This is a genomic window from Streptomyces sp. NPDC017979 (assembly GCF_044328175.1).
In the GTDB taxonomy this organism is placed as follows: Bacteria; Actinomycetota; Actinomycetes; order Streptomycetales; family Streptomycetaceae; genus Streptomyces.
Map to the genome: position 1 here is coordinate 136,154 of NZ_JBIRGU010000016.1, position 13,226 is coordinate 149,379.

Genomic DNA, 13,226 nt, shown 5'->3' on the forward strand with positions numbered 1-13,226 from the left:
GCGCGGCCGATCGCGGGCAGGGTGGTCATGAGCGTCACGGAGGAGGTGGTGCACCGTGGGCGGTCCGCGCGCACCCAAAGCCGTGGCCACGGACGGGGAGGGCCAAGGTGCCCGGCCTCCGCTCGCCCGGGCGCTCACGGACCTGATGGCCGGCGTCGGCGCGCACTCCGGCGCGGTGTACCTGCTGTCCCCCGACGCACAGGTGCTGGAGATGGTGGTGAAGGCCGGGCTGCCGCGGTCCTTCTCCGCGCCCTGGGAGCGGGTGCCGCTCAGCGCGCAGATGCCGGTCGCCGACGCGGTGCGGGAGAGCCGCCTGGTGTGGATCAGCAGCGAGGAGGAGATGGCCCGCCGCTACCCGCGGATCGCCGTCGTCCTGCCGTACCCGTACTGCCTGGCCGCGGTGCCCGTCGCGCACGGCGACACCACGTACGGAGCGGTGTACGTCACCTGGCCCGGCGCCCACCCGCCCGTGCTCCTGCCGCCGGAGCGCGCCGAACTGCTCGCGGCCTGCGACCGGATGGGCCGCCGCCTCGGCGAAGCCGTCGCGGCGGGCGTCTCCGTCGTCGCGGACGGCGGGCCCGTCGAAGCCGAACCCATGGTCATGGCCCGCACCGGGGCCGCGGAGGAAGCCGTGCGGATGCTGGCCCGGATGCCCGACGGGCTGTGCGCCCTCGACGTGGAGGGCCGCGTCGTGTACGCCACCCCCGCCACCGGCCGGCTCCTCGGCGTCCCCGTCAGCCGCCTCATGGGCCGACGGCTGTGGAGCGCGCTGCCCTGGCTGGACGACCCGGTGTACGAGGACCGCTACCGCGCCGCCATGCTCAGCCAGCGCACCACCTCGTTCACGGTGCTGCGACCCCCGCAGGAGTGGCTGTCCTTCCGGCTGCACCCCGGGCGCAGCGGGGTCAGCGTCCACATCACCCAGGCCCGCACCGCGGTGCCCGGGCCGTCCCCGAGCGCCGCGGCCGAACACCACGGCAGCCTGGTGTCGATCTCCCACATCCTCAGCCTCGCCGGCGCGCTCACCAAGTCCGTCGGCGTCGAGGACGTCATCGAGACCGTCGCGGACGTGATCATGCCCACGCTCGGCAGCGACGCGCTGGCCATGCTCGCCGCCGAGAACAACCGGCTGCGGGTGCTGGGCCAGCGCGGCTACCGCGACCCCCAGATCGTCAACCGCTGGGACGGCACCCCGCTGAGCGCCCAGATCCCCGGGGCGCAGATCCTCTCCACCGGAGTGCCCTCCTTCTTCGAGTCCCGGGCCGAGCTGGAACGGGTCTACCCGGCGCGCTACGCCACCCCCGACGGCATGGCCTCCTGGGCGTACCTCCCGCTCATCGCCTCCGGGCAGCCCATCGGCACCTGCGTCCTCGGCTACGCGCACGAGCACCGCTTCCCGCCCGAGGAACGCGCCGTGCTCACCAGCCTCGGCGGCCTCGTCGCCCAAGCCCTGGAGCGGGCCCGGCTCTACGACGCCAAGCACCGTCTCGCCCAGGGCCTCCAGGCCGCGCTGCTGCCGCGCTCGCTGCCCGCGATCGAGGGCCTGGAGGCCGCCGCCCGCTATCTGCCCGGCACCCACGGCATGGACATCGGCGGCGACTTCTACGACCTCGTGCGGCTCGGCGGCGACTCGGCAGCCGCCGTCATCGGCGACGTCCAGGGCCACAACGCCACCGCAGCCGGGCTGATGGGCCAGGTCCGCACGGCCGTACGCGCCTACAGCGCGGTCGGCCAGGGGCCCGGCCAGGTCATGGCGAGCACCAACCGGCTGCTCATCGACCTCGACGCCGAACTCCTCGCCAGCTGCGCCTACCTCCACCTGGACCTGCCCGTCCGCAGTGCCCTGGTCGCCCGCGCCGGCCATCCGCAGCCGCTGCTGCGGGAGCCCGACGGGCGGGTACGGGCCCTGGAGCTGCCCGGCGGGCCGCTGCTCGGCGTGGAGGACGACGCGGTGTACCCGGTCACCCGCGTACCGCTGGCCCCCGGCTCCGTACTGGCCCTGTACACGGACGGTCTGATCGAGCAGCCCGGGACCGACCTCGACGAGGGCCTCGCGGAGCTCGCCGGGCGACTGGCCGCGGCCGACGGCAGCCTGGAGGACATCGCCGACGCCCTGATGGACCGTGCCGCCGCCGACCAGCGCGGCGACGACACCGCACTGCTGCTGCTCCGCCCGTTGCCCTGAAGGAGCACAATCGAGGGAGGGGAGAAGAGCACGACGACCGCGCCGACCGCGCCGACCACGATGCAGAGGACGCCGCAGAACGCGCGGGGAACGACGAGGGGGAGCACGCCGGAGGTGAACAGATGGCGAAGCGGCCTCGGTCCCGCTACGCACCGGACCAGGGACTCACCACCCGCATGGTGACGACGATGTTCTTGATCGGACTGCTGTACGTCGTCTTCGTGGGCGTCCTGCTCGCCCTGCTGCGCGGCGCGTGGCCGCTGATCCTCTTGATCGCGGGCGCCCTGTTCATCGCCCAGTTCTGGTTCAGCGACCGGATCGCCGCGTACGGCATGGGTGCCCGGGAGGTCACCCCCGAGGAGGCGCCCCAGCTCCACGGCGCCGTCGACCGGGTCTGCGCGCTGGCGAACATGGCGAAGCCACGGGTCGCCATCACCGACAGCGACGTCCCGAACGCCTTCGCCACCGGCCGCAACGAGAAGACGGCCCTGGTGTGCGTGACCACCGGGCTGCTCAGACGCCTGGAGCCGGAAGAGCTGGAGGGCGTCCTCGCCCACGAGCTGTCCCACGTCGCCCACCGCGACGTCGCGGTGATGACGATCGCCTCCTTCCTCGGGGTGCTCGCCGGGATCATGGTGCGCGTCAGCCTCTACGGCGGACTGGGCCGCGCCGGGCGCAGCAACAGCAACACCGCCCTCGCCGTCGCCCTCATACCCCTGGTCAGCGCGGCCGTCTACGTGATCAGCTTCCTGCTCACCCGGCTCCTGTCGCGCTACCGGGAGCTGTCGGCCGACCGCGCCGCGGCGCTGCTGACCGGCCGCCCCTCGGCGCTCGCGTCCGCGCTCACCAAGGTGACCGGCGAGATGGCCCGCATCCCGACCGAGGACCTGCGCAAGGCCGAGCCGTACAACGCCTTCTGGTTCGCCCCGGCGTTCTCCTCCCGGGAGAGCCTGGGCCGGCTGCTCTCCTCGCACCCGACGCTGGAACAGCGCCTGGAACAGCTCGCCACGATCAGCGCCCGGCTCGCCCGCCCGTGACGGGCGCACGACCCGTGCGCCGCCCGCACCCCAACCGCGCCCGCGCCCCGTGCGCCGCCCGTACCGTCGAACGGGGGACTTCCGTTGAGATTCCTCGACGTCATCCTCGGCCGCAGCAAGCCCGTCCGCCCCGACCTCGACCAGCTCTTCGGGCTGCCGTCGGCCGCGATCACCCTCCAGGCGGGCGCCGGCTTCACCCCGACCGGCGCCGGCTCGGTGTGCTTCGCCAGCACCGAGGGCGGCGCCTTCCGCCGCATCCAACAGGACGTCAAAGACCTCCTCGACGCCGACTCGGGCCGCACCGCCCCGGTCACCTTCAGCCAGGACGGCTACGGCTACACCTGGGTGCTCGTCACCCGACCCGCGGACGACACCGCGGCCCTGGTGAACGACCTGCACGCGGTGAACACCCTGCTGGAGGACGGCGGCTTCGGACCCCAACTCCTCTGCTCCCTGGTCGCCTTCGCAGGCGGGGCGGGCGGCGATCGTCCGCTGGCCCTCGTCTATCTCTACAAGCGCGGCACGTTCTACCCCTTCGCCCCCGTGCCCGGCGCCGCCGAACGCCGGGACAACGCGCTGGAACTCCAGGTCAGGGCGCTGCTCGCGGACGACCTGCGGATGGAGAAGGACCTGTCCCGGTGGTTCCCCGTGTGGGGTGCGCCCGGCCTCGTCACTCCTTGACGCCCGGAGCTCGCAGCAGCACGCCCCTTCCAGATTCCTGCAACGCGTTCTACCGTGTGCGCCGCGCCCGGGACGGACCGAGACCCTGGAGGGGCCGTGCACCTCGCCGAATCGCCCGAACAGCAGCGGCTGCGCACCGAGTTGCGCGCCTACTTCGCCCAACTCGCCCCCGACGGTGCCGCCGCGCGCCACGCCGACCTCGCGGCGCAGAAGCGCTTCTACCGCGCCACCGTGCGCCGACTCGGCGCGGACGGCTGGCTCGGGGTGGGCTGGCCCACCGAGTACGGAGGACGCGGCCTCGGCGCCGTCGAGCAGTTCGTCTTCTTCGACGAGGCGGCCCAGGCCGGCGTCCCGCTGCCGCTGATGGCGCTGAACACCGTCGGCCCGACGATCATGCAGTTCGGCACCGAGGAACAAAAGGCGCACTTCCTGCCGAAGATCCTCCGGGGCGAGATCGACTTCGCCATCGGCTACAGCGAACCCGGCGCCGGCACCGACCTCGCGGCGCTCTCCACCCGCGCCGTGCGCGAGGGCGACCGGGACACCGGCACGTACACGGTCAACGGCCAGAAGATCTGGACCACCAACGGCGACACCGCCGACTGGGTGTGGCTCGCGGTGCGCACCGACCCCGACGCCCCGCCGCACAAGGGCATCACCATCCTGCTGGTGCCGACCACCGACCCCGGCTACTCCTACACCGTGATCAACACCCTCGCCTCGCACACCACCACCGCCAGCTACTACGAGGACGTCCGGGTGCCCGCGGCGCACCGCGTTGGCCCCGAGCACGGGGGCTGGCGGCTGATCACCAACCAGCTCAACCACGAACGCGTCACCCTCGCCGCCCACGGCACGACGGCCGTCCGCGCCCTGGTCGACGTCCGGCGCTGGGCCGCGGCGACGAAGCTGGCCGACGGCCGACGCGTGCTCGACCTCGCCTGGGTCCGCACCCGCCTCGCCCGCACCCACGCCCGGCTGGACGCCATGAAGCTCCTGAACTGGCAGATGGTCAGCTCCGTCCAGGACGGCACCCTCACCCCCCAGGACGCCTCCGCCGTCAAGGTGTACGGCTCCGAGGCCCGCCGCGACGCCTACGCCTGGCTCCTGGAGGTCCTCTCCGCCACCGGCCCCCTCAAGGAGGGCTCCGCGGGCGCGGCCCTCCACGGCGAACTGGAACGCGGCTACCGCGCCGCGGTCATCTTCACCTTCGGCGGCGGGAACAACGAGATCCAACGGGAGATCATCTCGTGGATCGGCCTGGGCATGCCGAGGGTCCGCCGCTGACCCGGACGGGCGGCGCGCCCGGTCACCCGTCGGACCGGTCGGCGTCGCCCGACCGCCGTGCCGGCGCGAACCTCACCGGCGCCTCGAAGCGGGCCTTGCGGGCCGCGCGGCGCAGCACCGTGAGGACCGCGGGGCCCGCGAGGAGGATGCAGACGAAGTTGGTGACCGCCCGGCCGGTGTCCCAACCCAGCGAGGTCGCCAGGTCGAAGGCGAGGTAGCGCTGCCACTGTTCGGTGAACGGCAGGCCGGGGAGGTAGGCGATGGAACTGCCCGGGTCGACGGAGAAGGGCCAGAAGGAGAGGTTGAGCAGGAAGCCGAAGAGGAAGCCGGAGAGCGAGCCGTACCCGGCCAGCAGCAGCACTTCCCAGCGGCCCGACGCCCGGGGGAGGAGGCCGGCGAGCATGCCCACGAAGGCGCAGCCGAACATCTGGTACGGCATCCAGGGGCCCACTCCGCCGGTGATCAGGGCCGAGGCGAACAGGGACGTGCAGCCGAGGGTGAAGCCGAACCCGGGGCCGTACACCCGGCCCGCGAGGACCAGGACGAAGAAGACCGTCTCCACGCCCGCGGTGCCCGCGCCCAGCGGGCGCAGGGCCGCGTTCACCGCGGAGAGCACGCCCAGCATGGCGAGCGCCTTGGAGTTGATGCCGCCCTCGGCGATCTCGGAGACCACCACGCACAGGACGAGGACGAGCAGCGAGCCGAAGATCAGCGGCGGGGCGTAGTGGGAGGCGAAGGCGCCCGGTGCGACGACGAACGGCCAGAAGAAGGCGACCAGCCCGACGAAGGCCGCGAGCGAGATGACGACGCCGGCGCGCGGCCCGATGCGGATGGCGTGCGGCGTACGGGCGCTCACGGCCGGCTCCCCTCGGCGACCTCGGCCGGACCCGCCAGCGCGGACGCCACCTGGCGCACCGTGAGGTACGGCAGCGGGGCGAGGACCTTGGCCACCTGGGGCGCGAAGACGGGCGACGCGACGACGACCTCCTTCGTCGGGCCGTCGGCGACCACGTCGCCCTCGGCCATCACCACCACCCGGTCCGCCGCCCGGGCCACGAACTCCACGTCGTGAGTGGCGATCACCACCGACCGGCCCTCCGCGGCCAGCGCGTCGACGATGCCGATGAGCTGTTCCTTCGCGCCGTAGTCGAGGCCGCGCGTGGGCTCGTCCAGCAGCAGCACGCGGGGCGCTGCGGCCAGTTGGATCGCCAGCACCAGCGCCAACTTCTGCCCCTCGGACAGGTCGCGGGGATGAGTGGCGCCGTCGACGCCGGGCACCAGCCGGTCGAGGATCGCCCGCGCCGTGGCCCGCGGGCCGCGGTCCGCGCCGTCCGGGGCGGACTCCCGATCGGCCTGGGCGAGTTCCTGATCGACGCTCTCCAGGTACAACAGGTCCGTCGGGGTCTGCGGCACCAGGCCCACCAGCCGACGGGCCCGGTCCGCCGACAGCTTCTGCGGATCGCCGCCTTCGCCGTCGCCCTCGACCCGCACCGTGCCGGCCCGGCGCGGCCCCGAGCCCTGCATCGCCCACAACAGGGACGACTTGCCGGAGCCGTTGCGGCCCATCAACGCGGTGACCTCGCCGCCGCGCAGCGACAGCGACACCTCCCGTACGGCCGGGACGTCGCGGTACGCCACGCTCACGCCGCGCGCCGTCAGCAACTCGGCGGCGGGCTCGGGGCGCGGACGCGCGGGCGGCGGGGGAGCGGCGGCCAGCCGGCTCCGCAAGGGGCGCGCCGCGCGCCGCGCGTCCCGGATCGACAGCGGCAGCGGGGCCCAGCCCGCCGCCCGCCCCAACTCCACCACCGGCGGCGCGATCGTCGAGGTGCGGAACACCTCCGCGGGCTCCCCGGCCACCACCCGCCCGTCCCCCGGCAGGTGCAGCACCCGGTCCGCGTACTGCACGACCCGCTCCAACCGGTGCTCGGCGATCAGCACGGTCACCCCCAGGTCGTGCACCAGCCGGGTGACGGCCGCCAGCACCTCTTCCGCCGCCGCCGGGTCCAGCGCCGACGTCGGCTCGTCGAGGACCAGCACCCGGGGGTGCGCGGTGAGCACCGACCCGATGGCGACGCGCTGCTGCTGCCCGCCGGAGAGTTCGTACAGGGCGCGGTGGCGCAACTCCGCAAGACCGAGCAGGTCCAGGGTCTCCTCGACGCGCTTGCGCATGGTGGCGGGCGGCACGGCCAACTGCTCCATCGCGTACGCCAACTCCTCCTCCACCGTGTCGGTGACGAAGCCGTCCAGCGGGTCCTGGCCGACCACGCCCACCACGTCGGCGAGTTCCCGCGGCGGATGGCCGGCCGTGTCGCGTCCGTCGACGGTGACCCGGCCGTACAGGGTGCCGCCGGTGAAGTGCGGCACGAGCCCGTTGACCGCGCCGAGCAGGGTCGACTTGCCGACCCCGGTGGGGCCGGTCACCAAACACAGCTCCCCCTCGTCGACGGTGACGTCCACCTCGCGGAGCACGGGCTCGGCCGCGTCGTGGTAGACCACGCTGACCTGGTCGAAGGTGATCACTGGGCGTCCTCGGTACGCCGCACGGCACCGCGTTCGCCGGGCGGGGCGGGCAGGGGAACGGGCGCCGTCGGGGGCGGCGCGATGAAGCCCGCGGCGCCGGCGAGCAGGATCGCGCCCGCCGGCACCAGCGGCAGGGCGGGCCAACTCAAGGGGTGGAAGGTGGGGTTGAGCTGCGCCGCGTCGAAGCCGGTGCCGGCGAACAGCAGCACGGCGGAGAGCACCCCGCAGCCCGCGACGGCCCACTCGGCGAACCGCCAGGGGTCGGGACGGTAGACGGTACGGGTCACCCGTCGCCCGCCGAGCCGCAGCCCCGCCACGCACAGCACCCCGCCCGCGGCCATCGCCGGCAGCCCGAGCAGGCGCGGCGCGGTCGCGTCCAACAGCCCGTACGCTCCGGCGCACAGGCCGCACATCCCGAGCAGCATCAGCGCGCCCGTCAGCCGTCGGGAGGCGCGGGTGGCCGAGCCCGCCCGCCCGTAGCCGCGCGAGTCCATCGCGGCGGCCAGCCGCAGCGAGCGCTCCAACGCGTCCTCCAGGACCGGCACCACGATGCCGCGCAGGGCCCGCAGGCCCTTGGTGCGGCCGGCGCGCAGCCGCCGGGCCCGGTGCACCCGGCGCACGCTCTGCACCAACTGCGGGGCGACGCTGATGGAGACGGTGACGGCGACCCCCAACTCGTACAGCGCGCCCGGCAGCACCCGCAGCGCCCGCTTGGGGTTGGCGAGGGTGTTTGCCGCCCCGATGCAGCAGAGCATGCAGGCCAGCCGCAGGCCCTCCGTCGCGGCCGACAGCAGCGCCTCCAAGGAGACCGGGCCACCGATCTGGATGCCCGCGTACCAGTCGGGCGTGGGGACGTGCGGCAGCGAGAACAGGAACGTGTCGCCGGGGGTGATGCCGGTGGCGAAGACCGCCCGGAAGACGACCCGGATCGCGACCACGACCAGCGCCAGCCACAGGTAGTAGTGGAAGCCGCGCGCCCACGGCGCCTCGGTGCGGCGCGCGGTGACCACGTACCCGAGGACGGCGAGGACGAGGAAGAGCAGCAGCGGGTTGTTGGTGCGGCTGATAGCGGTGGCCAGGGCCAGCGCCCACAGCCACCACGCCAACGGGTGCAGGGTGCGCGGCAGCCGCCGCCCGCCCGCCTCGGGCGGGACCGGCGAACCGCCGCGCGGGGAGCGCGGGGTGGACGGACGGGTGGCGGGCGGGGCGGTACGGGAGGTGGGTCGGCCGCGGCTACCGGGCACGGCGGCGCCGTCTGGCCGTGATCACGGCCGCCGCGCCGAGTGCCGCGACCAGCCCCACTGTGGCGAGCACGGGGACGATCGAGCCCGAGTCGTGCTCGGCGTCGGCCGCGGGCGCCGCGTCCACCACCTTCGTGCCGCTGCTCGGCCCCGCCAGCGCACCGGGCGTGGTGCCGCCGGACGGCGTCGGCGCGGCGGACGAGGGGGAGGCGGTGGGGCTCGACGACGCGGACCGCGGGGTCGACGGCGGCAGCGAGGGCGCTGTGGAGGGTGCGTTCGGGGGCGCCGTGCGCGTGGGCGCGGGTCCGGTGTCCGTGCCGGGCGGCGGCGGGGCGGCCCGCTCGGTGGACTTGGGCGGCTGCGCGGCAGAGCCACCGCCGGTCGGCGCGGTGTTGTGGGCGCGGAGTTGGTCCGGGGTGACCTTGGGCCGCCCCTTGGTGCCCCCGATGTCGGTGCCGCCGAAGATCCACAGGTCCACGCTGCCCGGCTTGGGCTTGTAGAGCATGGCGCCCAACTGGCTGTACTCCCAGGTGTTCTTCCCCGGGTCCGCGTGCCAGTACGACCAGTAGGCCGAGGCGGGCGGGGTCAGGACGCAGTCCTCCTGCTCGGGCGGCGGGAACTGCTTGCCGCCCTGGTGCCCGCTGTAGCCGATCCGGCAGATGAACGCCGGGCCGTCGTGCCCGGTGCCGGTGGTGCGCCAACCGCCCTGGTTGAGCAGTTCGTAACCGGTGGTGGGAGTCGTCCCGCAGGACCGGTAGACCGGGCCGCCCCAGCGGCTGAAGTCCACCGCGAGCACCACGCCCGACGAGGTCGTGCAGCGGCCGATCGGCTGGGGCGCGGCGGAGGCGGGCGCGGCCGTCGCCCCGAGCGCGGCGCCGGTCAGCGCGAGCGCGGCCGCCGCGTGGGCCACGGCCCGTACGATCCGGGACCTCACAGGGCCTGCTCCTTCCCGAGCGCCGACCGCCTGCGCCGGGAGACGACGGTGGCGGCGAGCCCGGCGAGCAGCAGCGCGGTGGCCGTCGCCACCAGCCACAGGACCCGGGCACCGGTGGACGCGAGCGGACCCTTGGCGTCGCCGTCCGGCGCGCCGTCGTGGCGGCCGTGGGCGTCCGGGCCGGCGGGGTCCTCCGGTGTGACGATGTCGGGCACCTTCGGGTCCTGGTCAGGGCCGGGGTCCGGCTGCGGGGACGTCCCGGTCAGACTGCGGGTGAGGGTGCCGAAGGAGATCCCGGTGGCGCCGCCGACGGCCTGCGTCGAGGCCCGCAGGTCCGAGCCGCGCTGGCCCTCCTTGGCGACGTCGAAACCGCCGTCCGGGTTCTGCTGCGCGGCGAGGAACGCCTTGGCGCGGGAGATCGGCTCGCGGTGCTGCGCGGCGTCGAGGGACAGCCCCTGGACGGCGAGCGCGGCTGAGTTGGTGGAGTTCCCGGCGGCGCCGGGGAAGCCGCCGTCCGGCAGTTGTCTGCCCGCGATCCAGGCCAGCGCCCGGTCGACGGCCGCGTCCGCCTTCGCCCCGCCGACCAGGTCCAGTGCCATCGCCGCGATCGCGGTGGAGTCGACGTCCGAGTCACCGGTCGGCGGGACCAGGCTCGGCCAGGCGCCCGAGGGGTGTTGCAGGGAGAGCAGGTACGCCACCGGGTCCGCCGCCGCGGCCCGTTCGCCCGCCCGCACCTGGGCGATGACGCCCAGGGACTGGCCGAAGACGGACGGCGCGTGGGTGTAGGCGCCTTTGGCGGGGCACGAGCGGTCCGCGCCCTGGCTCGGGGCCTTGCAGACGGCCTTGCCCAGGGCGGCGATCAAGTCGCGGCCGCCGAACGTGCGCGGGTCGCGCTGCACGACCTGCGCCAGCACCGCCGTCTTGGCGAGGGCACCGCCCACGGCCTGCCGGCCGCCCGCGCCGGTCCAGTCGTGCACCGTGCGGCCCTCGCCGTCCTTGCCGCCGCGGTCCAGGAAGTCGACGACCCCGCGCAGCTTGGCGTTGTTCAGGCCGGTGGCCGCCAGCGCGTACGCGCCGTCGATGGTGAGGCCGAAGTCGGCGCGCGGGGAGCCGGGGCCCGAGGTGTAGTAGCGGCCGCGCACCAACCGGTCGGCGTGGGTGAGGTACGCGACGCCCTTCTTCAGGTCGGGACCTCCCTCGCCCGGATCGCCAGGCCCAGGGCCGGGACCAGGACCAGGACCAGGACCTGGGCCCGGCGTGTCCGGCTTCTTGACCACGAGGTTCAGCAGATCGGTGTCCCGGCCCGCGAGCACCGCGGGCGCCGTCGCGTACGTGGACGCCTCGCTCGCCTCCTCGTCGTACCCGAAACCGCCGAGCGCGAACTGCTTGCCCGCCAGCCAGGCGACCGCGGCGTCGGCGCGCGCCGCATCGCCGAGGGCCCGCAGCGCCTGCGCCGCCTGGGCGGTGGCCACCGTGCTCGCGTTCGGCGCGCCCGTGTAGACGGGGAACGCGCCGTCGCTGCGCTGTTGGCCCGCGAGGTAGCCGCGGGCCCGGGTCACGTCCGCGCCGTGGCCGCCCGCCTTGTGGAGCGCCAGCGTCACCAGGCCCGTGGCGTGCGGCTCTCCGTCACACGGTTCGCCGGGCGCGATCAGCAGGCTGCTGAAACCACCGTCGGCGCAGGTGAGTTGGGCCAGTCGGGTCACCGACTCGGCCGGCGGCCGCACCCCGGCGCGCAGCACCGCCAGCACGGCCAGCGCCTGCCCTTCGGCGGACGCGGCGTGCCGGAAGTCGCCCCGGGCGGTGCAGCCGGGGGTGGGACGGTCCGGGTCCGGGTCCTTCGCGCAGACGTTGTCGACCAGGTCCCCGACGAGGTCGTGACCGCCGAAGGCACGCGGGTCCTCGCCGACGACCTGCGCCAGCAGGGCGAGCCGGGCCGCCGCGGTCGCGTCCGGAGCGGCGTCCTTCCCGTCCGGGTAGGCGTACTCGGTGGTGCGGGAGCGCAGGTACGCCGTCACCTTGTCGAGCGCGGCGCCCTTGCCGGCGCCGGCGGCCAACGCGTACGCCGCCTCCGTGGTCAGCATGTAGTTGGGCGTGCCCGGGCCTTCGTTCGCGGGGTCGACGATCCGCTCCCCGTCGGTGAGCCGGCCCTCAAACCAGTCCGCTGCCGCCTTGGTCCGCACCTCACCCTGTCCGGTGCCGGCCCGCACCTGATCGGGCGTGAACTTCGGCTTGCCGCCGCTGCCGCCGATCTCGGTGGCGCCGAACACCCACGCGTCCACGTCGCCGGGCTTCAACTGCCGCCCCATCGCGCCGTACTGGCTGTAGCGCCAGTCCTTGTCCGCTGCGCCGGCGACCCAGTACGACCAGTACGCGGACGCGGGCGGGGTGTGCTGGCACTTCTCCTGCTCCGCGGTGGGGTACTGCTTCCCGGCGGCGACCGACGGGTGGCCGATGCGGCAGATGAAGCCCGGGCCGTCGTGGTCGGTGCCGGCGGTGGTGAACCCGCCCTGCTGGAGCAGTTCGTAGCCGGTCTTCGCGCCGGTGGAACAGCCGCGCTGGACGGGGCCCTGGAACCGGCCGAAGTCCACCGCGACGACGGCACCCTCGGCGGGGGTGCACGCGTCGAGCGGTTCGACGGCGGACCGGGGAGCCGCCACGGCAGCGGGCGCGACGCCGAACACCACGCTCGCACAGCACGTCAGCACCGCCACCACCAGGGGCAGCAGGGCCCGCGGCCCGGATCTCGACCCGTGCTTCCGTCCCGTCCCTGCCACCGCGACCCCTCGTGTCGTCCGGGCGGACCAGGGCGTGGCTGGGCGGCGTTCACCGGGCAGGACGCGCCCCGGGACGACCGGTCGACCACGCCGTAGTCCGCGACGGCGCTTCTCGCTGCGAGCCCACCCAGGCAGTCCGGCTCACCCGTCCCGAGACGGGTCCACGGTTGCGGGTCAGCGCCGGGATTCGACCGGCTTCCCCTGGAAGTGAGCGTGTATCAGCCGGATTTGAACACGTGCCCGAAGCGAGCGTCAAGACGCCCCCGTACGGTGTCGACCGTCCTTCGCCCATCCCGCCGATCCCTGCAACACGGCCTGCTAGCGCGGTAGTTGCCGCTCGGGTAGCGTCCAGGGCTGTCACACGGGGGAATCCGGTGGGAGTCCGGAACTGACGCGCAGCGGTGTGGGACGGCCAGGAGGCCGTGCCGAGTCCGAATGCCCGTGCGGCACGCACCACCCAGGAAGCCGTTACCTCGCGTTCGGACGGCGGCCCCACCCGTCTCCACCGCCCCGGCCCGCTGGCACCGCGGCCGGGCAGGGGCGGGACCGGTCGGCGTCCCCCACCCC

At 74.6% G+C, this 13,226-nt stretch carries 9 protein-coding genes and 2 riboswitches; of the genes, 4 read left to right on the forward strand and 5 right to left on the reverse strand.

The genetic code is table 11. The annotated features are described in order from the left end of the window. The first annotated feature begins 145 nt into the window (after nucleotides 1–145). From ACH4E8_RS31080 to ACH4E8_RS31095, 4 genes are all read left to right on the forward strand, one after another. Nucleotides 146–2,185: a SpoIIE family protein phosphatase gene (locus tag ACH4E8_RS31080; RefSeq protein ID WP_398454707.1), complete on the forward strand. Its 2,040-nt coding sequence runs from the start codon at nucleotides 146–148 to the stop codon at nucleotides 2,183–2,185. Between the two features lie 122 nt (nucleotides 2,186–2,307). Next, nucleotides 2,308–3,222 (forward strand): zinc metalloprotease HtpX, encoded by a 915-nt coding sequence (gene htpX / locus ACH4E8_RS31085; RefSeq protein WP_398454645.1) that lies wholly within the window; start codon nucleotides 2,308–2,310, stop codon nucleotides 3,220–3,222. An 84-nt stretch (nucleotides 3,223–3,306) separates the two neighbouring features. Beyond that, nucleotides 3,307–3,903, forward strand: a complete 597-nt coding sequence (locus ACH4E8_RS31090; protein ID WP_398454647.1) for a hypothetical protein — start codon at nucleotides 3,307–3,309, stop codon at nucleotides 3,901–3,903. Nucleotides 3,904–3,999: 96 nt separating this feature from the next. Continuing rightward, complete coding sequence (locus ACH4E8_RS31095) at nucleotides 4,000–5,190, forward strand: acyl-CoA dehydrogenase family protein (RefSeq protein WP_398454649.1); 1,191 nt, start codon at nucleotides 4,000–4,002, stop codon at nucleotides 5,188–5,190. A 22-nt stretch (nucleotides 5,191–5,212) separates the two neighbouring features. Here the strand turns inward: ACH4E8_RS31095 and ACH4E8_RS31100 are convergent, their stop codons facing one another. From ACH4E8_RS31100 to ACH4E8_RS31120, 5 genes are all read right to left on the reverse strand, one after another. Continuing rightward, a complete protein-coding gene (locus tag ACH4E8_RS31100; RefSeq protein ID WP_398454651.1) occupies nucleotides 5,213–6,046 on the reverse strand; it encodes an ECF transporter S component in 834 nt (277 codons plus the stop codon). Continuing rightward, nucleotides 6,043–7,710 (reverse strand): ABC transporter ATP-binding protein, encoded by a 1,668-nt coding sequence (locus ACH4E8_RS31105; protein WP_398454653.1) that lies wholly within the window; start codon nucleotides 7,708–7,710, stop codon nucleotides 6,043–6,045. Before ACH4E8_RS31105 ends, ACH4E8_RS31100 begins: the two co-directional genes overlap by 4 nt. Further along, nucleotides 7,707–8,837, reverse strand: coding sequence for a CbiQ family ECF transporter T component (locus tag ACH4E8_RS31110; protein ID WP_398454708.1), 1,131 nt, complete (start codon nucleotides 8,835–8,837; stop codon nucleotides 7,707–7,709). Before ACH4E8_RS31110 ends, ACH4E8_RS31105 begins: the two co-directional genes overlap by 4 nt. Nucleotides 8,838–8,943: 106 nt before the next feature. Further along, the gene (locus ACH4E8_RS31115) at nucleotides 8,944–9,885 is read right to left on the reverse strand and encodes a hypothetical protein (RefSeq protein WP_398454655.1); all 942 of its coding nucleotides are present in this window, start codon (nucleotides 9,883–9,885) and stop codon (nucleotides 8,944–8,946) included. Continuing rightward, a complete protein-coding gene (locus tag ACH4E8_RS31120) occupies nucleotides 9,882–12,659 on the reverse strand; it encodes a prenyltransferase/squalene oxidase repeat-containing protein (protein ID WP_398454658.1) in 2,778 nt (925 codons plus the stop codon). The genes ACH4E8_RS31115 and ACH4E8_RS31120 overlap by 4 nt, the downstream gene beginning before the upstream one ends. 130 nt (nucleotides 12,660–12,789) lie before the next feature. After that, a riboswitch (cobalamin riboswitch) is annotated at nucleotides 12,790–12,860 on the reverse strand. Between the two features lie 163 nt (nucleotides 12,861–13,023). Beyond that, nucleotides 13,024–13,100: riboswitch (cobalamin riboswitch) on the forward strand. The last annotated feature ends 126 nt before the right edge of the window (nucleotides 13,101–13,226 follow it).